We start from the raw sequence: 22,325 nt of genomic DNA on the forward strand, positions 1-22,325 counted from the left end.
CGAACACGGAAGTTAAGCTTCAGCACGCCGATAGTAGTTGGGGGATCGCCCCCTGCGAGGATAGGACGTTGCTACGCAAACGGAAAGGCCCAGTGATTGGGTCTTTTTTTATTGCCATTTTTCGTGAAATTAGCGATAATGGTATTATGCCGCTTTAGCTCAGTAGGTAGAGCGTTTCCATGGTAAGGAAGAGGTCGTTGGTTCAAATCCAATAAGCGGCTTATCAGTAGACAAAAATGTAGAACCAAGAGAGTGTGGATAAGGCCGCCGTTTAGGGTCTTCCCCACACTCTCTTGGTTTTTTGTTGTCGAATCCGCAGTAAAGGCCACGTGGTAAATCAGTATTGCTAAAATAAATCAATAAGGTGGAACACACTTGTTTCCTGATAGTTGGCGGCTGTATACTTTAAGGGTTAGAAATATAAAGCGTTGTCTCATGGAAAGGGGACTTGCTGTATGAGCATAAAGGCGTTATCTCCAGTGGGGCGAAGAAAGTGTCGTGGAAAGTAATGTAGTGCAATTCTCAGAGCCAAGGAGTCCTACCCGTACGGTCTGCTTTAGCGGTGCTGGACGCTTCCTTTGTGAGGCTGGGAGAAGTAACGTTTTCGTATTAGGAGGATAAAATGTTTAAGCAAATTGGTATTGGTATAGCTGTCGGGTTAGCATGTCTTGGCCTAGGGGTAACCGCTCAAGCCGCAAGTGCCCAGCACGTCATTTCACAAAAGGCCGTCACAAAGTATGGGAAGGTAACGGGGAATATCGCTGGGAGCCTCTATACGTTTAAAAACACAGATCAAACGCTGACATTAACCGCTACACACCAACTCAAGAAATATCCGCATACAGCCTGGATTGTCAGCCGGTCGGCATTAGTTCAGATGGCGAATGGCCAGAGCGCACGCTACAACTACGTCACGTCAACTAGCTCGAAGACGCCCAAGCAGGTTAGTGGGTGGGTATTGGCGCACGATTTGAAAACGCCAGCTAAGGTCAACTTGGGTGCGTCTTATATTAGCCAAAATGCTGTGAAAGCTTGGATGGGATGTGAGTCTGCCAGCCTGTTGGAAGGGCTACATTACAAGGGCGTTTTAAAATCGACGGGATTGGTGGCGTTCATGCGTCATTTGCCACGGAGTAAAAATAATAATCCCAATAACGGCTTTGCTGGTAGTCCCTATAAAGTGACGCCAGGAGTCTTCCAGTCGATCTTTCCGAAACCGCTGGCAAAATGGGGTAATACCTATACGCCAGTTAAGAATATCAGTGGCGCGTCATTAGCCAAGTTACGGTCGCAATTGCGACTACACAATCCCGTCGTGGTTTACGTGACGTTGCACTTTGCCAAGGCGCAGTATGGTCACTACTTCTGGGGAACTGGTATTAACAACAGTCACGTCATGTTGCTCGACGGCTATAAGGCAGGGGCGTACCACGTTGCCGATCCCAACCACGGCAAATATTGGGTCAGTGCCAAGAAATTTGCCCGCAGTTATAACTATAAACACTTTGCGGTTGCTGTTCAGTAAGGAGAGACTGATGAAAAATTGGTTAAATGTACTAGCTGGTGTGACCACAATTCTGATAGGTGTCAGTCTCATTGGGATTGCGCATGCCAGTGAATATGTCGTGACGTCTGGTCGTCACTATCATGCCCGAATTGTTCGTAGTGCAGGCTGGCGGCTGTGGAATCAACCGTACACGACGCAGGCAAAATCAACCCGTCAAACAGGCAAGTTGCAAGGAAAACTGGTCCAGATTGACCGGGTCGCCAAGCGGGGACGGACGCGCTACTTTCAAATCAGTCGCCGGGGCCACACGTATGGCTGGCTCAATGCTAATGGGCTGAGAACCACCAAGCGCTACGTCCTACCCTACACCTACACTAGCCAGTTGTATCCGCTGTACGCGCCCAATGCCTGTGAAGCCGGCAGCTTAAAAATGGCGCTATCCGTGAAAGGACTCGCGACGGGGACGTCCTTGAAAACCATGATTACCAAAATGCCTAAAGCAAAGACGCCCAGTCAAGGTTTTGTAGGGAATCCCTATACGGAGAGCCGTCCCGGTGAGACCCGGACCATTTATCCCAAGCCTTTAACGGCTTATACCAAAACCTATGATCCTCACGCTGAAAATATTACCGGCGCCAGTAAGAATCAGTTGATAAAGGAAATAAAACGGGGCAATGCCGTGATTTTTGCTGGCGCTTGGCGGATGCAAAAACAGCGACCATACCACGTCTTAGCATTAGTTGGGTATCAACCTGGTCAATTTTTAGTTGCAGATCCATACATGAAAAGAGGGTGGCCCAACAAGGTTTATTGGGTGCGCTCAACAAACTTCACCGACGTATACCAATCCCGCCATTCACGGGCGATTGCGGTACGTTAACAAAAAAATAGGAATCACCGTTGAAAGGCGGTGGTTCCTATTTTGATTGTGCACAATGAATTATATTTTCTTTTGGGTGGCGACCTGATAGGATATGGTTTATCGGAAAGAGAACAAAGACAAGCGTAAGTAAATTAAATTTTTGGAGGAGAAAGAGATGACACAACACGTCAGTAACAGTTTATGGATAGCAACGGCAGCGGCCTTGATGGGGACGGGTATGCTGATGACGGATGATCAGACGAAACATGCATTTGCAGCGAAAGGTTCTGGGCACGTTCGCGTGGTTGAAACGGGAGATTTGAAACCAACGGATCGTTTAGATAAGGAAATGCAAAATGTGTATCTCCAGTCGGTTGTTTTGCAAGCGCTTAATCGAGAAAACCTCGGTCGCAAAAAATGGACGGAATTTTCTGAGGTTAAGGTAAAAGACGTCACCCACATTAAACGGTTAGCGATTACCAAAGAAAATACAATCTACGGGACCAACATTCCGTTGGGTGAGTATTCATTGGCGGGTCTTAAGTACTTCAAGGAGTTGGAAGAACTAGAATTGGACGGGTCAATTCGAAACTTTGATGACAGGGACCACTTTACGGCTGGTTCCAAGCCAATTGCGCAAGAGCAGGGCAAGTTGACCAAGTTAAAGCAGTTGGAAAGATTACAAAATTTAAAGGTGCTGGATCTGAGCCACAACATGATTCGTGATATCAGTTCGCTGGCTGGGTTGCCTAAGCTGGATGTCCTTAAATTGACGGGATGTCGGATTAAAGATTTTTCACCACTGGGCGGGAAGAATTTTGAAGTTTTAGAAATAACCAATCAGGTCATCACGGCAAATTCACGACTTAAAGGACAGACAGCCAACGTCCATCTAGAAAACAGCTTAACTTGGATTGATGGCACTAAAAAGCAGATGACGCCGGTGAAACAATTTGACATGACGTCTTACTTTCAGGAATACCGAAATGAGCTAGGCGAATGGCAGTCAACGACGCGGTTCTACAAGCCACGGTTTAGCGGCGGGGAAGCGACTGCCAACACACAGACTAAAGGACTTGATTTTAAAAATCTGGCGGTTCAAGAACGGACGAAAGCGACTGATACAATTGGTGAAGGACAGATTGCTGGTGTAGGTGCCGACAACCGTTTTGCCATGATTGGTGAGGTTCGTGGGGATGATGACCGGCCAATTTGGACATACATTGATACGTATTCATCGGATGTGTACCCAGCGCCAGTCACGGTGTCGTACGTTGATGATCAGGGGAAGAAGTTGAGTGAAGATGAGGTTTTGAAGGACAACTTGGGAGCTAGTTACACCGCGGAAGAAAAGAAAATTTCCGGATACAAATTGCAGAAGGTTGAAGGAAAAGCAACCGGTGAATTTACGGCTGACAAGCAGTCCGTGACCTTTGTCTACGTGCTGGACGATAATGATAGCGGTTCCAACGGTGGGAGTAACCCTGGTGACGGCGGGGACAACAATGCCGGTAATGGGAATGGCAACGGCGGTTCTAACAACGGGAACGGCGACGGCGGTTCTAACAACGGGAATGGCGATGGCGGTTCTGACAACGGGAATGGCGATGGCGGTTCTAACAACGGGAACGGCGACGGTGGTTCTGACAACGGGAATGGCGATGGCGGTTCTAACAACGGGAATGGCGATGGCGGTTCTAACAACGGGAATGGCGATGGCGGTTCTAACAACGGGAATGGCGATGGCGGTTCTAACAACGGGAATGGCGATGGCGATTCTAACAACGGGAATGGCGATGGCGGTTCTAACAACGGGAATGGCGATGGCGGTTCTAACAACGGGAATGGCGACGGCGGCTCGAATAACGGGAACGGCGGCGATGGGACTAACACCGGCGATGGTGGTGACGGTTCTAACACCGGCGATGGTGATGACGGTTCTAACACCGGCGATGGCGGTGATGGGACTAACACTGGCGATGGCGGTGATGGCACTAACACCGGCAACGGTGGCGGAACGGTAACCGGGCCTGGAGCTGGTGGTACGAATCCAGGTGGCGGTTCCGGTGGCGGAAACACAGGCGGCTCTGGCTCTGGCAACGGTGGTGGATCTGGCTCTGGCAACGGTGGTGGATCTGGCTCTGGCAACGGTGGTGGATCTGGTACTGGCGGCGGCTCTGGCTCTGGCAACGGTGACGGTTCCGGTAACGAAGGCGGCTCCGGCAACGAAGGTGGCGCCGGTGATGGCGGCGGAAACGTAACCGGACCTGGTACTACGACTCCAGGTGGCGGTAACGAATTTGGAAACGGGAACGATACTGGTGTCGGTGATGGGAACAACAACGGTTCCGGTCAAGGCAATGGTTCAAATAACGGTAACACCAATGGTTCAGGTAGTGGTTCTGGCAATAGCGGGTCAGGCAATGGATCAGGGCCTGGTAACAGCGGTTCAAACAATGGTAACAGTGGTTCAGGTAATGGAACGAACACTGGTAACCAGGGCTCAAACAATGGCAATGGTTCTGGTACCGGCAATAACGGTTCGAACAACGGTTCCGGTAATGGCAGTAACAATGGGAATGGCAACGATTCCGGGACTAACAATGGCTCGGGTGCCAACAACGGTGGTTCACAATCTGGCAACACTGGTTCACAAGAGGATGCCGTGAGCGCTGAAGAAGATGAGGACCAAAACGTTACCGGTTCGCTTGCTGACGGCTTGACGAGTGGCAGTGGTTCCGCGACCGGTGGCTCACCAAGTGGGTTAAGCTATGGGGGTTCCGGTGCGGCCAGTTCCGACGATAGTGACAGTAGTACCGGCAGTGGAAGTGGTAGTTATGGCCATTCTACTGGTAGTAGTTACGGAAGCACGGCGAATGGCGTCTTGCCGCAAGCCAACGAACAACAGTCACAGGCATCGTGGCTCGGTGCACTAATGGTGGCCATGACGTTAGGCGGCTGGAAAATGTCTCGCAAACGCCGGCAATAGAATTCAGTCACGACCAACTAGCAGTAATAGAAGAATGCAGTAATTTGTCACGCAAGACTGATCATTAGATTTAGAACCAATGTTTAACTGGTTTAGTCAAAGACGTAAGTATGAAATTGTAGCTGGGGGAGCTACATCAGTTTACAAGCAACGTCTTAGTCCGGACTGATAAAAATTTTGAGGAAGGTCAGTTGAAAGCCAGGCGTCAGATAGCTAAAAAAGGAAGTCCCGTCAACGTCGGTGAGCGTTGGCGGGACTTCCTTTTTAATTACACCATGTTTAGGCGTTCCTGGATATGATGACGTGCGCGTTCCAGTTCCTGCGTGTAGGCATTGAAGCCGATCTGTTGGAGGTGCCGGTGGGCGTTTACGGGATCAAAGTAAGCGACACGTTGAAGTTCGGCAGTTTGAATCGTAAAATCAGCGACGGTCCAGTCCGTTTGAAAGGCGAACCACGCCTCAATCCAGTGCGAGTGTGGTTGTAAAAGAAAGTTGTCCGCGGGGGTTACCGAGATGTCTAATCCCAGTTCCTCGGTCATTTCCCGGTGCATCGCTGCCGTAATGGTTTCGCCAGCAACTACCGAACCACCCACCGAGCAATCCCAACAACTCGGAAAGTTGAGCTTATCGGGAGAGCGTTGTTGCAGAAGCACTTGTCCCGCCGGGTTAAAGATAAAGGCATCGACGACCAAATGAAATTCCCCAACCTGCACGGGCTCCCGGCGTTGCTGCTGGCCGACCCGTTGTAACTGCCGATTGTAAACGTCCCAATACTCGCCTAAGCGGTCAGCCGCCATAACCAATCATCTCCAAACCTTTTAGTCTAGCGTACCACTTTTACGTCAAAAGGTTGACCGTTAAATTAGCCGATTGGATTCAAAAAGCACATCACTGACAGGAAATCATGATGTGAGGTGATTGGCAGGTTTCCGAAAGAATTTTGTGGAAAACTATTAATTAGAAAATGGTTAGAGTATAATGAGAATATTTATTGATGGGAGGGACCACCTTGGACGTTCAAATTACCAATCGCCAATCGGTCATTCAAATCGTGAAGGCCGCCAGTAGCGATATCATTAGCACCCTTGGTGGTGACACCTTTAGTTTTGCCCTGGGACTCATGTTATTACATACGACGCATTCCGCGATTAGTTTTGGCCTGGGATCCATTATCTATCCGCTAGTCGGGCTACTACTCGTGATGCCCGTTGGCAATCTTGTAGATCACCGCAAGCATAAGCCGTTACTCTTGAGCAGTCGGGGCATCGACGTCTTAGCTTTCAGCGCCTATGCTTTGCTGGCGCCTCATGTGAGCAACGTCATGGTTTTGGCGGTCATTGTGCTGACCATTATTGCTAGTGCAGACAAGGTAACCGCGACGACCTACACCGCGTCTGTTCACGAGTTAGTTAACGATGAACACGTGAAGACGTTAGCAACCATCGAACAGGCCGCTACGGCTGGGATTCAATTGATTTCCCCAGTTTTAGCTGCGGCCCTTTACGGCTGGATTGGGTTTGAAGGAATCGTCGAAATTGAAATTGTCGTGGAGGCATCGACTTGGTTGATTGCTTTAAGCATGCGGTTCCATCCCCTCAAGGGCGCAGATGAAACGAGTATGCCCGTGGCTAAAGGCCAATGGGAACAATTCAAAGTGGGCTTACTGTTTATCCGTCAGCACTTCACGTTGTTTTCAGTGGTCTCCATGGGAATCTTCTTGAATTTCCTCTTCTCCTCGATTGACGTGGGGCTCCCGTTTGCAGTCGTTCAGACGCGGCACTTGGGAAATTCACGGCTGAGCTGGATACTCAGTGCCTTTGCTGGCGGCGTGCTCCTGGGTAACCTGATTCTATCTGTATTGCCGCGTTTTAAAAACGTTTTAATGACCGTGTTGCGATTGTCGATAACGATCGGCATCTTAATTACTGCGATTGGCGTTCTCTTCATGGTACCAATCGGTGGTCGCACATTGGTTATTAGTCTAATTATGGTCTCGTTAGCGATTGGGTTAGTCTTGGCCTTCGTGAACACGCCGATTTCCGTCTATATGCAAATGACGGTGCCCACAGAACTACTGGGGCGGGTAGGGTCCACCGTGTCAACGCTGATGCAACTCGCTTTGCCTTTAGGAACCGTGTTCTATGGGGTGTTATTTCAAAAGCTGGCAGCGGGTCCCGTTTACCTGGTTACTGGGATCGTCATCACCGTGTATATGGGGTTAGACGTCATCCTCGTCCGTCGGCACCCAGGTAAAGCAAATTAGGCGTGATTGCGGGCATTTCGTGCTACACTCGACAACGTAGAGTATACGAAATGGAGGGATACAGCATGCAAGAATTTGATGTTGTTGTGATTGGTGGCGGCCCAGGTGGACTAGCTGCGGCCTATGGTTTACATGCGCATGGCATGAACGTCGCTGTGGTGGAAAAGGACCTTTGGGGTGGCACTTGTCCTAACCGCGGTTGCGACCCGAAGAAGATTTTGATGGCTGCCGTAGAGGCTCAGGGCCGGAGTGAAGCGCTACAAGGGCACGGCCTGACTGGAACGCCCCAAATAGATTGGCCGGCTTTGATGGCGGCCAAGCGGGCCTACACGGATAAAATTCCGAGTGGGACGCAGGGTGGACTGCAAGCCGCTGGCATTGCTAATTTTCATGGTGTGGCGAGCTTTAACGAAGATGGCACCTTGTCTGTGGGGGACGAACAGCTGAATTCGGCTAACTGGATTATCGCTACGGGGCAGGAACCGCATCTACCAGCCATTGATGGTCAGGAATGGTTACAAACTAGCAACGAGTTTTTGGATCTCGATACGTTGCCAACGGATATTACCCTCATGGGTGCGGGTTTCGTAGGGGTTGAACTGGCAGCGATTGCTAATGCCGCTGGTAGTCGGGTTCATTTGGTCCATCACAGTGACCGCGCGTTGCGGGCGTTTGATAAAGATCTCGTCACTGATTTACTGGCACGACTACGTGCCGATGGTGTGGATGTCAAGTTGGACACAAACATTACGGCTGTCGCCCCAGCCGATGATCAATATCGTGTGACGACAGCATCGGGAGAGACCTGGACCTCCGACCTAGTCTTTGCGACTGCTGGGCGGACACCGGTTCTGGCTGATTTACACTTGGAACGCATTAACGTGGTCACTACCAAGCATGGGATCAGCGTTAACGGCCGGCTACAAACGACCAACCACCACGTCTTCGCGATTGGTGATGTGGTTGACCGGCCACAACCGAAATTGACCCCCGTTGCCGGCTTTGAAGGACGGTACCTGGCCCAAACGCTGACGACTTGTGATTCACCGGACATTGTTTATCCGGTGATTCCATCCGTCGTCTATGGCAAGACACAATTGGCTCAGTTGGGAATCACCACGGCCGAAGCCACCCGTGCACCAGAGAAATATCACGTCACCGACTTGGATTTAAAACACTGGTACAGTTATCAGCGGATCCAGGATCCAGCCGCACGCATTAAAGTTGTGGTGGATCAAGATAGTGGCAATATTGTGGGCGCGGCGGTCTTGAGTAGTGAGGCCGAGCAGGTCATTAATTACCTTGATTTTGTCATTCAAAATAAGATGCGAACCGTGGATATTAACCAAATGATTACGGCCTATCCAACATTGGCGTCTGACTTAACGTACTTCAATTAAATCTATTATCTAGACACGTTAGGGGGTGCCAGCTTTTAGTTGGCGACGCCTAGCGTGTTTTTGATTGGCCGCTCACCCAAGCAACCGAAGGACTGGCTCCCACCTATGTCGAAGGCGATGGTAAACTTTTACCAGACTTTGAAATGGGGGCGAGGAACGTGCAGCAACTTTGGCGCGAGAAACGGTTTTGTAATTTCTGGTTTGGGTGGTTTCTGGTTCTACCGTCAGTGAGTTGGTTAATCAGCTATCCCCACCAGGGACGGCTTGATATGGTGGCTGAAGGGCTGATGGTCCTTTGGGGCGTGATGGTACTTGGGTGGGCAATCATTCCCCACAAACAGGTGTAGATTGTCGTAGCACCGCCAAAAAGTTGCTGGTGGTGCTTTTGTGTTGGCCAAATGTGGCGTATCATAGAACTTATTATATTTGAAAAGGAGGAGTCCGCGTGGCATTTCTAGGAACGTTGTGTTTGATTTTGGTACTGACGACGCTGGCGGGAAATTTATCGAACCGCCTTGGCGTTCCAGCAGTGATCGGCGAGTTACTAGTCGGCATTATCTTGGGGCCAGCGCTGCTCAACTGGGTCCAGTTAAATGACTTGGTGAGCTTGTTTGCTGACATTGGGGTTGTCATTTTGATGTTTCTTGGGGGGCTGGAGAGCAATCTGCAGTTACTGATGAAGTATCTCCGCCCAGCCATCGTTGTGGCGACCTCCGGCGTGATTTTTCCCATTACACTCATGGGGCTAACCTCCTGGTGGTGGGGGTTCACCCCGTTGGAATCGCTCTTCATTGGGGTGATTTTTTCCGCGACGTCCGTGTCGATTTCGGTGGCCGTTTTGAAGGAATATCACGCATTGACGACACGGGAGGGCGCGACTATTCTGGGCGCTGCTGTGGCCGACGATATCATTGGCGTGGTTCTGTTATCCTTGATGATTAGCCTGTTGGCCAGCCAGGGAATCAAGACTGCCGGCAGTCAGCCCGCGTTGGTTCTAGTGTTGGTAGAACAAGTTGCCTTCTTCGGCGGCACCTATATTGTGGTGAAATGGGTGGCCCCATACTTAATGCATCTGAGCGAGCGCCTGGTCATGGCGTCGAGCGTGACGATCATGTCGATGGTTATCTGCATGGGGATGGCCTGGATCGCCGATATGGTCGGCCTTAGTGGTGCAATCGGGGCCTTCTTTGCCGGAATTGCCGTTGCCCACACACCGTACCGCGCCGTCTTGGCCGATCACGTCGAGCCACTAGGAAATGCCATTTTCATTCCGGTCTTCTTCGTAAGTGTCGGGCTGAACATGACGCTGAATCATTTGGTGGAAAATCTGGGAATCATCGCCATTTTGACGGTCCTTGCCTGCATTTCCAAGCTGATTGGTTGCGGTCTGGGTGCGCGGCTGAGTGGCTTCACCATGCCCAGCAGTACCGTGATTGGTACGGGGATGATTGCCCGTGGCGAAATGGGCTTGATTACCGCGCAGATTGGTCACGAGGCTGGTTTGTTAGGCGGCAGCGACTATTCCGCGATGATTTTAGTAATTATTCTGGCAACCGTGTTGGCGCCTTTGCTCTTGAAGCAGGCCCTGAAACGAATGCCACAGGAGCGACCAGAACAGGCCGTTTAACAGCGTTGGGGAACGCTTGATTCCAAATATTTATAAGAGTAGGGGAAAGCACATGCGATTGAATCGTTTGTTTTACAAGCAGGTTGAATTCTGGTTGGGGTGCCTTATTATTTTGGCAGGGCTCTGGTCGATTGGGACCAAGTTGCTGACACTGGATTGGTGGCTGGCATTGGTTGAAATCTTGATTGGCTTAGCGTTGGTCATCGATTGTCTCATTGATAGTGCCCACAAATAAGAATATCTTCGATGTAATAAGTTAGTCCAAAAGTTTTGATGATACATTCAAACTTTTGGACTGCTTTTTTGCGTGTCAGTAAAACGACCTGGACATGTCACACGTTCACTAATGATTGGTAAAACTTAAATTATCCTTGCAGAGAGTACCACCGGATGGTCGACGTGGGCATTCATCATAAAAATCTATTTCAAAGCCGTCCCAGGATTAACTTGTATTTTGTCACATCATTTAGAATATTTATTCAAGTAATTCTTTTGTTTGCTAAAGTATCGTAGTATGCTTAATATTGTCGTGTTTTTTGACTAACAACTTAGTTTCAATGAATCAAATCCATAAGAGATTGTCCAAAGTCTGATGACATTAAAAGCTGTGCACATATCTAGAGGAGGAGTTTATAATGACTCGATTAAAGCTTAATACCTGGACTGGCGTTTTAGACATTGTTAACTGTGTCTTGTTCGCTATTTCTTGGTTTGTTATTTTTGGTGCTGCGGTCAGCGATGCAAGCAATGGTGGTAGCTCAACGGATTCCGCAGCTACTTTCTTCTACGCAATGGCTTGGATCGGCGTAGTCTTAAATGTTATCGCGTTGGTTCAATCTCGCAAGCACAACATCTCACTCGTGGGATCGGTCCTGGGTATTATTGGGAGTGCCTTGTTTGGCCTCTCCGCTGCTCTGGCATTTCCTGCAATGGTTGTTTTAATTGTTGCGGCAGTGTTCATCATGTTACAACACCCAAGCAAGAACTACGCTAGCCAAAACAATGATTCACAAACACCTACAAACTGACTTTAATATGAAAAAATAAATATCCGTAGAAAAAGCCCCGCTAAATCAATGGATTTAACGGGGCTTAAGTGTTGCTATCTTGCGGATTGGTTAGTCACTACTTTACGGGATGCACCGTCCAGCGTCAACTACTTTCGTTTATGCTGCTAAATGGTTCAGGCCACTACCAAATAAACCACGTTGGTGGAATGACCTCGGTGAACGCTAGCCACGCGACCAGTCCCAATATGAACCACAGCGCGTAAAAAATAAGTAAGGCGCGTTCGTAGTTGGGCAGTCGGTGCCAACCGGGGCGGTGCAAACGAAAGCCGAACCAGATCAGCATCCCCAAGCTTAGGATTCCCATCAGTAAGACGCCAAACAAAACGAAGACGTCGGGGTGGAAGGGGTCATTCTCCGCCATGCCAATGAAACCTTCGATGATGAGAAAAAGTGGCAGAGCCAGTAGAACAACGTTGAGTCCCAGCTCCCACCAGAGGTGTCGCCAATTTTTTTGCTGCATGTGTGAACATCTCCCTGTTACCCTCAGCATACCAGACATTGACGGGTGCCGCCGATTTTGTTGCGACTTGCATTCTGATGGGAAGACGCGTAAGTTTAGTAAAAGCTACTCGGCAGGCGACAGCTTTTTCACGGGAGGAATCGACATGAACAAACCTTATTTTTTACTTGCACTGGCTACGGTGACGCTTGGTTTGACGGCCGCTAATGTGACCTCCGCCAAGGCAGCAACCTGGCACGCAGGGACGCCCAAAGTGTTACGGCACACCTGGTTTTATAACGGGAAGGGCGACAACAAAGCTTATATTACCTACAGCAAAACGAAGAGCACGGGGAACTTATTTGGGTATGACGCCACGAGTGAGCGCTACTACCGGTTGCCCGGGTATGGCTTGAAGAAGCTGAAATACCAATCATTGGGCAAGCACGTCTATCGTTTGTCTGGCATTCAATACTCACCCAAGGGCAGTCAGGTGCAGTACGATGGTGAACGCATGACTTACAAGGTTAAAATTACATCGAAGCAAGTTCACTTTTACCAGGGTTACCACAATTATGTCCGCAAGGCGACCTTCACCACGATGAAGACGCCGGCGGGGATTGCTTAAGTATTCTGCGAGACGGTTGTTCACGCAAGCAAGCGCACAGGTGCATTTAAAAAAGCCACGTTAACGAGAAATTTTCTCGCTAACGCGGCTTTTAATGTCTCACTGATTTAATTTTGAAACTCGTGTTCAATCGTTAAATCTGAAGCCGGAATCTTATTAGACGCAATCAACGGTGAGGCCGCGCCAATGCAGAGCAGCGTCAAGTGGTGCATCGCCCGCGACGCAATCGTGTAGAGCGTCCCGGTCAACTGTTCATCCGGGTAGTTCTCCGCGGAAACGTTGTAGGCAATCACGCTGTCGAACTCCAACCCCTTGGCAAGGTAGATTGGGAGCACGACGACGCCCTTGGGCAGTGATCGGTCGGTATCCGTCAAACGGGTCAGCTCAAAGTCACGGTGGAGCTCCTGGTAAACGTACTTGGCTTCCGCCGTACTCTTGGTCAGGATGGCAACGGTGCCGCTGTTCGCCAACTCTAGCTTCAACTCGCGCGCCAATGCCTTGAAGGCCGCCGCCGTGTCGTAGCGAATGATGACCTTGGGCAAGTCACCCGGCCGGTTGAAGGCCTCAATCTGATCGCCGTCTGGCAACAGGGCCTTGGCAAACGTGGTGATTGGCAGCGTTGACCGGTAAGACCGTCGCAACGTAATCAGTCGTGACCGTTTGACGTTTAAGGCCGAATCCAACTTTTTCAAAATGGCCTCGGGTGCCTCAACGGCCTTGAAGAGCGCCTGTTCACTGTCGCCTAAGAGGGTGAGTTTGGCCCGCGGAAAGGCGTGTTGCAGGTAAATCAATTGGGCCATTGAATAGTCCTGCATCTCATCGACAAACAAATGCTGCATCCGATGATTGGCCCCGCCGCCAGCTAAAATATCCCGCAGGTACAGCAAAGGTGCCGCGTCAGTCAGGGCCAATTGGTGAAATTCAATGTCATGTTGATAGGTGTCAACGACCTGCTGCCAATCGGTCTGGGTCACAATTTCAGGTAGCGGGCACTGGGCCAAGAACGCCGTGTATTGACTGTAGACGTCCAAGAAGTAGCCGTTGTAAATGGCATCGTCAACGGAACGCAATCGCCGCCGAACAATTTGGCGGGCAATGTAGTCAATTTCGTCGTCTAGCTGTTCAAATTTACCTAAGTGCTTTTCACCTAACAGATTGTGGTAATCCTCATCACTCAGTTGATCGATGATATCGCGGACCCAGTCTTCCTTGGCTTCAGCGGCAATTCGGTGTTTGAGGCGCTTTTCCAAGGCGTTTTTCGTGCGTAGCAGGCGGTCAGCTGGGGCCGTTGCGTCTGGAAACTGGCGATAAATGTCGCGGATTTCTTCTTTACTAAAGAATACACGACTCTTGAAGCGGATGTCGGTGAATTTCAAATCGTCCGGGGTGCACTGGTAACAGTAGTCTTTGACCGCCGTCATCATGGCCGCACTCTCCCGGAAGTTACGCAACGGCAGGTTAACGGGGGCCTCCTGATCGGCCTCGTAACGTTCAAATTGCGTTTGGACGTTGAGCCCTTGGAACCGCTGTGTTAAAAATTCTGCCAGCGTGACCTGCCGCATGTTCCGTTCCCCTAGGCTGGGGAGCACGTCACTGATGTAGTGACTGAACAGGCGGTTGGGCGAGAACAAGACGATTTGATCGGCCTCGAGGTCGCGGCGACTGTGGTACAACAGGAAGGCAATGCGCTGTAAAATGGCGGACGTCTTCCCGGAGCCGGCGACCCCCTGAACGACCAACAAGTCGCTCTTGGTATCGCGGATGATGTCGTTTTGTTCACGCTGAATGGTGGCCACGATATTTTGCATGGTGGCGTCGTTTTGCTCGCCCAACGCATGCTGAAGCATCTCGTCGCCAACGGTTTCGTTGGTGTCGAACATGCTTTCAATTTGGCCACCTTGAATCAGAAATTGGCGCTTCTTGAGCAAGTTGGTCTGCTGATCACCGGCCGGCGTGTTGTAGGCCACCTGACCGAGCACCCCGTTGTAATAAATACTGGAAACGGGTGCCCGCCAATCGTAGACCAAGAAATTCTGATCATCGTCCACAAATGAGGCGGTGCCGATGTACAAGGATTCTGGTTGGGAATCGTCGGGATCTTGGATGTCGATACGGCCAAAGTAAGGAGACTTCTGCAGTTCCTTAAACGTATCTAGTTGGCCTTGAATGATATTTTGATTTTCAGTTAAACGGGAGACTAACGCCCGTTGCTGCTGCAATTCGGCACTGGTTTCGATTCGGTCATCGACTTCAAACCAGTTGACCGAGGTGTTTTCACTGTAATTCTGCAGGACGTTGCGCAATTCTTGATGCGCGGCGTTGTAGTCAGCATCGGTCTTGTCGATGCGCTTGCCAATTTCATTTACCACGCGGTCGACGCGCTGTTGTTCCTGTGCTTCTTCGCTGGTGGTCAAAATGACCGCCTCCTTTTGCTAGTCTAAAGTGCCTAACAAGTTTAGTCATATTCCCACTGCATGTCAATCAATCCTACTTCGCTGATCAGAAATTTTCAGGCTTTTTTGCTGTTTAAAGTGGCAGAGGGTTTCGTGACAATATTGCATGGCGGTGTTTCAAACGGACGATGGCATTGACGTAACGTTTATGAACGCGCTTACACTACTGCGACTTCTATGATAGGCTGAAGTTATCAGTCGTACTCGGAGGCATGAAGTAAGTCTGGCAAATCTGACTTCGATTGCACTGATACATAGGCTGTTGAAGGTTCCCACGCGAAAGGATGATTATGATGCAAGGCTGGCAATTTACGAAGACCCACGAACCGTTACGATTGGTTGAAGTGGCTGATCCCGTCGCCCAAGAAGGGCAAGTTGTGATTGATATCAAGGCTTCTGGGCTGTGCCACACGGACGTGACCATTATTGACGACCCGGGCTGGATGAATTTAATTCAGCCACCAGTCATCTTAGGCCATGAATGTGCAGGCGTTATTGAATCTGTTGGTGCGGGTGTCAGCAAATTCAAGCCGGGAGATCGGGTTGGTGTTTGTCCAATTGATCCCGACACGCAGGTTTCTATTGGTGGCGTTGTGGATGGTGCTTACGCTAACAAACTGGTTGTCCCACAGACAGAATTAATTCCATTGCCTGACAACGTGTCGTTCATTGATGGCGCTGCGGCAACTGATGCGGGGATGACCTCTCATCGTGCAATCTTTGGTGTTGGTGGCGCGAAGCCTGGAATGAAGGTCGGTATCGTTGGGATCGGCGGAATCGGCGACTTCGGTGCTCAACTGGCGATTGCGACAGGCTGTGAGGTGTACGCAGCAGACCCGAAACCAGCAGCTAAAAAGATGGCCGAAGCTATGGGCTGCAAGGCAATTTTTGATGACGTGGCTGAGATGAAAGAAGTCGCGCCCGATTTGATTGTGGATTTTGCAGGTTTTGATAGCACGACAAGTCATGCCTTATCCGTCGTGGCTCCAGGTGGTAAGGTGGTTGTTGTCGGGATGGGAATTCTTCATTCAACCATCAGTACGTGGGATTTGATTATGAAACGAGCTCAAGTTGTGGGCAGCATGGGTGGAGACAATTCAGATATTGCCTTCTGCTACGATGCTTTGTCTCAAGGAAAAGTTAAGCCGACCTTAGCCACGATTGCCTTCAATCAAATTGATGCTGGATTGGAAACGTTGCGTCGAGGCGAAGTTAATGGTCGCTTGATTGCCACGCAAGATTAGTACGGCGTGAATAGCCCGACATGTTAGCTAGTCTCCAGGTTAAGAGTCGTGGGCAAACGTTGCTGACTCAGCGATGAGTCCCTCAATTTCATGGTGCAGAACAATCCTAACCGGAGGAGGACAGAGACGGAGGACCGCTCCCCAGGCCGCAGGCGGTCCCTATAGCAGCCGGAATCTCTGGCAGCCGTAGGTGGCAAATTTTAGGCAATTTGTGGATTGACTCTCGGTTAGCTGAACCGATGCCAATGGCTGGACTGATGATGCTTAGTTCACTGGTCCTTAACGATGTTGGCATAAAAATATTTGTAGAAGTTACCAGTTTACTTTCCCCGCAGAAACCTCTAAAATAAGGGAATAGAACTTGATAGAAGTAGGCCAATTCCAGAGAAAAACCGCTCGTGCTGAAACGGTTTTACGGCCCAAATGGGTCAAGTAGATTTAAACTAACCGATAATTAATTATCGCGGTGTCCCCGTTACCGACAAGAGTGGTGGTCACAACGACCACAAATTAGGTGGTACCGCGCACGAGCGTCCTATTGGCAATTGGCCAATGGGGCGCTTTTTCAGAAAGGATGAACAAAATGAGCAAAAAACACGTTATTTTAACTGGTGACAGACCTACAGGTAAGCTTCACATTGGGCATTACGTTGGTTCCCTCAAGAACCGCGTGGCGCTGCAAAACACGGGCGATTACGATACTTATATTATGATTGCGGACATGCAAGCACTGACCGACAACGCCCGCGATCCCGAAAAAATCCGCCACAGCCTGTTACAAGTTGCACTTGATTATTTAGCGGTCGGCATCGATCCCGCCAAGTCAACGATTTTAGTACAGTCACAGATTCCAGCCCTGAACGAGTTAACCATGGCTTATCTGAACCTGGTTTCCGTTTCCCGGTTGAACCGGAACCCGACCGTTAAGAATGAAATCAAGCAAAAGGCCTTTGGTGAAAGTGTGCCCGCCGGGTTCTTCATCTACCCCGTTAGCCAGGCTGCCGACATCACGGCGTTTAAGGCCGACACCGTTCCCGTTGGGGAAGACCAAGAACCCATGCTCGAGCAAACTCGGGAAATCGTTCGGAGCTTCAACAGCGTTTACGAACAGGAAATCCTGGTTGAACCAGAAGGCTATTTCCCACCTAAGGGACAGGGCCGGATTCCTGGCCTCGATGGCAACGCCAAGATGAGCAAATCTTTGGACAACGCCATTTATCTGGGCGACAGTGCCGATACGATTCAAAAGAAGATCATGTCCATGTACACGGATCCAGAGCACATTCACATCGAAGATCCCGGTCACATCGAAGGGAACACCGTTTTCACGTACCTGGACATTTTTGCGGATGACCATGAGCACGTGGCAGAATTGAAGGCCCAGTACGAACATGGTGGCCTCGGGGACGTTAAGATCAAGCGTTACCTGAACGACGTGCTTCAAGCAAAATTACAACCAATTCGCGAACGCCGCGAAAGTTTTGCGGCCGATGAAGGTGCCGTTTACGATATCCTCAAGCAGGGGAGCGAAAAGGCCAACCAAGTCGCCGCCCAAACGTTGCGGGAAGTGCGTCACGCGATTGGCATCGACTACTTCGGTTAGACCGAACGGGGGGATGAACAATGCAAAACTTAGCCATTGTTGATTTGGGCTCAAATTCGGTTCGCATGGCCGTGAACGAACTGCATGACGACGGCACGTACCGTGAAGTCAACCGCATTAAGGCTGACAGCCGGTTGTCAGAGGGGATGGGTCCCGAAAAGATCCTCCAACCGAAAGCGATGGACCGGACGATTGCGGCCCTCAAGTCCTTTCGCCCCTACTATGAGCAATTACCTAACCTAATCGTGCGGGGTATTGCGACGGCCGCCGTGCGGCAGGCACGGAACCGCGATGAGTTTTTGAAACGGGTGGCCGCGACGACCAACATTGAGTTGGAAGTCCTCTCCGGTGACCAAGAAGCCTATTACGACTACCTTGGTGCGGTCAATCGCCTCAAAATCAAGGATTGCCTGTTGCTGGATACGGGTGGCGCTAGCTGTGAATTGGTCCACGTGAAGGACAGCCGGGATGCCAATCTGATCAGTGTGCCGTTTGGCGCGGTCAACCTGTCGGAACAGTTTCGGCTCGATGACCGGGTCACGGCGGTGGATCTGTTCTCCGCACAAGTCTTTTTGCGGGAACGACTCCAAGATATTTGGTGGCTAAATGATGCCAAACACCTGCCACTGGTCCTCCTCGGGGGTGCCAACCGGACGTTAGCGCGGATGAACCGCCAACAACAGAAGATTCTGCACGTGGAAAATATCCACGGGTACCGGCTGACAACCGGACAGGTCATGAAGACGTTTGAACGGTTGTTGCGGGTGCCTTTGCGCGAGCGCAAGCGAATCTCTGGCCTTGAGACCGAACGAGCTGATATTATTATCGGGGGGATGTTGCCGTTGGTAACCCTCCTGCAGATGCTAGATTCCGACCGCGTTATTTTCTCTGAAAGTGGCGTTCGGGAAGGGATCATCTCCGAATACCTCAGTCAACGTTAGGAGGTTCACAAATGAGCCAGACACCCTTTTACCGCTTGTCGTACGCTGATCGTTGCCAGCAAATTGCGCAACGGGTCCAGTTAACACAGGCCCAGCTGGCCGCGATTGTGGCGCACCGGCAGGCTAGTGATGAAGACTTAATTGAAAACTACCTGACGACCTACGGCTTACCGGAAGGCGTCGCGGTCAACCTCCGCGTTAATGGCCGTGCCGTGACCGTGCCCATGGTGACCGAAGAACCCTCTGTGATTGCCGCGGCCAGTAATGGCGGGCGGTTATTGACGAGTGAAGCGGGCATCACCACTGTCGTTGACCGGCGCGAGGTGATGGGGCAGATTGTGTTCAGTCACGTGGCTGACCCGACCGACTTGCAGGCGTGGCTCATGGCCAACCAGCAACGGCTATTAAAGGTCGCCGATGCTGCCCATCCCAGCCTGCTGAGTCACGGTGGCGGTGCGCGTTCCTTGCGGGTACGCCTCCTACCGCCCAATTGGGTCTCGTTAGACCTGTTTATCGATGTGGGTGAAGCAATGGGGGCCAACCTGGTCAACACGCTCACGGAAGCTGTAGCGGCCGAGATTAAGGCCCAGCGGGATGATGACATCCTGATGAGTATTCTCAGTAATTACGCCACGCACAGTCTGGTCACAGCTAGCTGTGCCGTTCCTGTAGAACAGTTGCAAACGAAAACGATTGCCGGGGCGGACGTGGCCCAGCGAATCGCCGAGGCCAGTGACCTGGCGCAGGTCGATCCGTACCGGGCGGTGACCCACAACAAGGGCATCATGAACGGCATTGACGCTGTGGTGCTAGCGATGGGCAATGATTGGCGAGCCGTCGAAAGTGGCGCGCACGCCTTTGCCAGCCGTCACGGCCAGTATCAGGGGCTTAGTAAGTGGTGGGTCAGCGATGGCTATCTGCATGGCGAACTCAAGCTACCTTTGGCCTTAGGCTTTGTGGGCGGCGCGACTAAGGTGTTGCCCCTCGTGCAGGTCAACCAGCAGATTGCGCAGGTTTCCAGCGCCCGGGAACTAATGGGCGTGACTGCCGCAGTGGGATTGGCCCAAAACGTGGCGGCCTTGCGTGCACTGGTGACCGATGGCATTCAACGCGGCCACATGTCCCTGCAGCGCAAGTCGCTAGCACTCTCGGTCGGGGCGACGCCGAGGGAATTACCGGCCGTGGTTCAACGTTTAGCGACGATTACGCAACCGACGACCGCCCAGGCACAGGCCGCGCTGGCCGCCGTTCGCCAAGCAAATTTGAAAGAATAGGTGAAATAAAACAGTATGCAAGCAAAAGATATTCAATTAAATAAAGAAGTGCAAAGCCTGTTAGACCAGGTTAACGCGCTGTATCCGGGCAAAGTTGAGGTCCAATTCATTGGTGAACTGCAGACCGGCTTCGTACGGCATGACCAGGCGCAACAGATGCAAATGGGCAAGGATATTGCCATCCAAGTGGCCGATTTAACCGCGCCCAACTATACGGCTTCCCATGAATTGCTGCATTTATTAATGATTTTATCTGGGTTCCCACAGGTTTTCTTCTCCATGACGACCGGCCAACCACAACTCGATGAACAACTCATGATCATGGGGACCGAGCTGTACGACATCGTCAGCCATGAAGTCGTAGTCAGCGAACAGCGCAAGCACAACCTGATTGACGACCACATTAAGGACCTCTATTTGAAAGGCGTCACGGCAACTCTGAAGCCAGAACCAACGCCGGTCGACGACGAAATGACCTTGCGGACGCTGACGTTACTGGACGCGTTGGTCTTCTTTGGTACCGACGAAGACGCCATCATGGCCCAGTTTGAAAAGGACTACCCGATTAGTTTTGCAGCTGCCAAGAAATTGTACGCCGTCATCACGGAGAAGCCCGTCGATTCGCCATTTAGTCTGCGACGCAACGTGGTGAAATTATTCAAGGCGTTTGACGCCCAACTAGAAGCTTGGCGGTTACCAGCCTTGCACAACACCGAGTTCACCACGTTGACCAGTGTCTTGTCCAAACGGCAACTGAGTCTGCAGGTCAAACAGATCTTTGAACTCTACCACTCAGATATGCACGAGAAGACGACCCAACGGCGGGGGTACGTGGGCTTTAACAGGGCCGACGAGCAGAACGCGTTTGTGATTCCTTCGCCAGCGCCTAAGGAAGATACGCCGGAGTACTTCACCAAGATTTACAGCATGACGGTTGAGGAGCTGTTCAAGCAACTCAAAATGCCTTATATTTTACGGTAGGGCTAGACGGATATTTGGTACGCCTTACCGGGCGGGCAAAAATGAGACCGGAACGCTGTGGGCGGACGCTGGCAGCCGAAGGGCGGTCTTCCATGGCTAGGCTCATTTTTGCCCGCCCTCACGGCTGACACGGTGTTAGCCCATACGTACGCGTCGATTTGATATTAGCTCTTTCGGTTGGCGTAGACCGGTATGAGCGAAGTGGCTTACGAATAGTAATAGCGTGGCCAACTAGCTACACGAAAGCTGGGTTTACTTCTAGGTATCGTAATTTAGTCAAATTGGCATAGTACTAGTGAAACAGACACAGTTCAAGCATTTTAAGAAGGGATGATGGGGATGGAAGCGAGCTTACAAGCAACCTTTGATGACGCCAAGCACATCGTATTTTTAACGGGTGCGGGCGTCTCGACGCCGTCGGGGATTCCGGATTATCGGTCTAAGAATGGCCTGTACACCGGTCACCGTAACGCCGAGTATTACCTGAGTCACGCCTGCCTGGTACAGGAGCCAGAGGTCTTTTACGATTATGTGAAACAAAACCTGTACTACCCGGACGCCAAACCCAATGTCATTCATGAAAAACAAGCCGCCCTGACCCAACAGGATCGGGCCATGGTGATTACGCAAAATATCGACAACCTGTACAACGTGGCGCACACCAAGCACCTGGTGGAATTCCACGGCAACATGTATCAGGTCCACTGCCAGGTCTGTGGCGCCAAGGTTGCTTGGCAAGACTACCTGCAGGATCCGCACCATGACGCGGACGGCGGCTGGTTGCGACCGGACGTCGTGCTTTATGATGAGGGGCTGAACGAATTAAATATTCAACGGTCGGTCGCCGCTATGAATCAGGCTGACCTGGTCGTTATTGTCGGCACCTCCATGCGGGTTTACCCATTCGCAGGGCTGCTCGACTACCGGAACCAATTGGCCAAGGTGGTTGTGGTTAATCAGGAAAAGTTAGACTTAGGCTTCGACTACACCATGGTTCAGGCGGACGCAACTGCGTTTTTCAATGAACTTCAAGTACGGGGGTAAC

The 22,325-nt window shown here is 50.9% G+C and carries 18 protein-coding genes and 1 tRNA gene; 16 read left to right on the top strand and 3 right to left on the bottom strand.

The features are described 5' to 3' along the window. Nucleotides 1-148 precede the first annotated feature (148 nt). The 4 genes from EKM99_RS07705 (at nucleotide 149) to EKM99_RS07720 (ending at nucleotide 5,358) form a co-directional block, all read left to right on the top strand. Nucleotides 149-221, top strand: a tRNA-Thr gene (locus EKM99_RS07705). A gap of 401 nt (nucleotides 222-622) precedes the next feature. After that, entirely contained in the window at nucleotides 623-1,525 is a 903-nt protein-coding gene (locus EKM99_RS07710; RefSeq protein WP_125582498.1) for a C39 family peptidase, read from the top strand. Nucleotides 1,526-1,535: 10 nt separating this feature from the next. Further along, a complete protein-coding gene (locus tag EKM99_RS07715) occupies nucleotides 1,536-2,387 on the top strand; it encodes a C39 family peptidase (RefSeq protein WP_164511556.1) in 852 nt (283 codons plus the stop codon). 157 nt (nucleotides 2,388-2,544) lie between these two features. Beyond that, nucleotides 2,545-5,358, top strand: coding sequence for a MucBP domain-containing protein (locus tag EKM99_RS07720; RefSeq protein WP_125582501.1), 2,814 nt, complete (start codon nucleotides 2,545-2,547; stop codon nucleotides 5,356-5,358). A gap of 268 nt (nucleotides 5,359-5,626) precedes the next feature. On the opposite strand, the gene EKM99_RS07725 is transcribed toward EKM99_RS07720, so the two are convergent. Continuing rightward, entirely contained in the window at nucleotides 5,627-6,154 is a 528-nt protein-coding gene (locus EKM99_RS07725) for an NUDIX hydrolase (RefSeq protein WP_125582503.1), read from the bottom strand. Between the two features lie 212 nt (nucleotides 6,155-6,366). Between EKM99_RS07725 and EKM99_RS07730 the strand changes: the two genes are divergently transcribed. From EKM99_RS07730 to EKM99_RS07750, 5 genes are all read left to right on the top strand, one after another. Next, entirely contained in the window at nucleotides 6,367-7,620 is a 1,254-nt protein-coding gene (locus EKM99_RS07730) for an MFS transporter (protein WP_225419817.1), read from the top strand. Between the two features lie 65 nt (nucleotides 7,621-7,685). Beyond that, complete coding sequence (locus EKM99_RS07735; RefSeq protein WP_125582505.1) at nucleotides 7,686-9,020, top strand: dihydrolipoyl dehydrogenase family protein; 1,335 nt, start codon at nucleotides 7,686-7,688, stop codon at nucleotides 9,018-9,020. Between the two features lie 445 nt (nucleotides 9,021-9,465). Next, nucleotides 9,466-10,647 (top strand): cation:proton antiporter, encoded by a 1,182-nt coding sequence (locus EKM99_RS07740; protein ID WP_125582506.1) that lies wholly within the window; start codon nucleotides 9,466-9,468, stop codon nucleotides 10,645-10,647. A gap of 52 nt (nucleotides 10,648-10,699) precedes the next feature. Further along, nucleotides 10,700-10,882 (top strand): hypothetical protein, encoded by a 183-nt coding sequence (locus EKM99_RS07745; RefSeq protein ID WP_125582508.1) that lies wholly within the window; start codon nucleotides 10,700-10,702, stop codon nucleotides 10,880-10,882. Nucleotides 10,883-11,282: 400 nt separating this feature from the next. Continuing rightward, nucleotides 11,283-11,675: a transporter gene (locus tag EKM99_RS07750; protein ID WP_125582510.1), complete on the top strand. Its 393-nt coding sequence runs from the start codon at nucleotides 11,283-11,285 to the stop codon at nucleotides 11,673-11,675. A 163-nt stretch (nucleotides 11,676-11,838) separates the two neighbouring features. Here EKM99_RS07750 and EKM99_RS07755 read toward each other — a convergent pair whose 3' ends face one another. Further along, complete coding sequence (locus tag EKM99_RS07755) at nucleotides 11,839-12,177, bottom strand: hypothetical protein (RefSeq protein ID WP_125582512.1); 339 nt, start codon at nucleotides 12,175-12,177, stop codon at nucleotides 11,839-11,841. Between the two features lie 145 nt (nucleotides 12,178-12,322). On the opposite strand from EKM99_RS07755, the gene EKM99_RS07760 reads away from it, so the two are divergent. Further along, entirely contained in the window at nucleotides 12,323-12,784 is a 462-nt protein-coding gene (locus EKM99_RS07760; protein WP_125582514.1) for a hypothetical protein, read from the top strand. Nucleotides 12,785-12,891: 107 nt separating this feature from the next. On the opposite strand, the gene helD is transcribed toward EKM99_RS07760, so the two are convergent. Next, nucleotides 12,892-15,198 carry an RNA polymerase recycling motor HelD gene (gene helD / locus EKM99_RS07765; RefSeq protein ID WP_125582516.1) on the bottom strand — a complete coding sequence of 769 codons (2,307 nt, stop codon included), beginning with the start codon at nucleotides 15,196-15,198 and terminating at the stop codon, nucleotides 12,892-12,894. A 323-nt stretch (nucleotides 15,199-15,521) separates the two neighbouring features. Here helD and EKM99_RS07770 point away from each other — a divergent pair, with 323 nt between their 5' ends. From EKM99_RS07770 to EKM99_RS07795, 6 genes are all read left to right on the top strand, one after another. After that, entirely contained in the window at nucleotides 15,522-16,481 is a 960-nt protein-coding gene (locus tag EKM99_RS07770) for an alcohol dehydrogenase catalytic domain-containing protein (protein WP_225419818.1), read from the top strand. Nucleotides 16,482-17,064: 583 nt separating this feature from the next. Then, a complete protein-coding gene (gene trpS, locus EKM99_RS07775) occupies nucleotides 17,065-18,084 on the top strand; it encodes a tryptophan--tRNA ligase (RefSeq protein ID WP_125582519.1) in 1,020 nt (339 codons plus the stop codon). A gap of 20 nt (nucleotides 18,085-18,104) precedes the next feature. After that, on the top strand, nucleotides 18,105-19,025 hold the full coding sequence (locus EKM99_RS07780; RefSeq protein WP_125582521.1) for a Ppx/GppA family phosphatase: 921 nt from the start codon (nucleotides 18,105-18,107) through the stop codon (nucleotides 19,023-19,025). Nucleotides 19,026-19,036: 11 nt separating this feature from the next. Then, complete coding sequence (locus EKM99_RS07785; protein ID WP_125582523.1) at nucleotides 19,037-20,299, top strand: hydroxymethylglutaryl-CoA reductase, degradative; 1,263 nt, start codon at nucleotides 19,037-19,039, stop codon at nucleotides 20,297-20,299. A gap of 15 nt (nucleotides 20,300-20,314) precedes the next feature. Beyond that, nucleotides 20,315-21,280: an IpaB/EvcA family protein gene (locus tag EKM99_RS07790; protein WP_125582525.1), complete on the top strand. Its 966-nt coding sequence runs from the start codon at nucleotides 20,315-20,317 to the stop codon at nucleotides 21,278-21,280. 339 nt (nucleotides 21,281-21,619) lie between these two features. After that, nucleotides 21,620-22,324 carry an NAD-dependent protein deacylase gene (locus EKM99_RS07795; RefSeq protein ID WP_125582527.1) on the top strand — a complete coding sequence of 235 codons (705 nt, stop codon included), beginning with the start codon at nucleotides 21,620-21,622 and terminating at the stop codon, nucleotides 22,322-22,324. Nucleotide 22,325: the final 1 nt, after the last annotated feature.

It is taken from the genome of Levilactobacillus cerevisiae (assembly GCF_003946245.1).
Lineage (GTDB): Bacteria > Bacillota > Bacilli > Lactobacillales > Lactobacillaceae > Levilactobacillus > Levilactobacillus cerevisiae.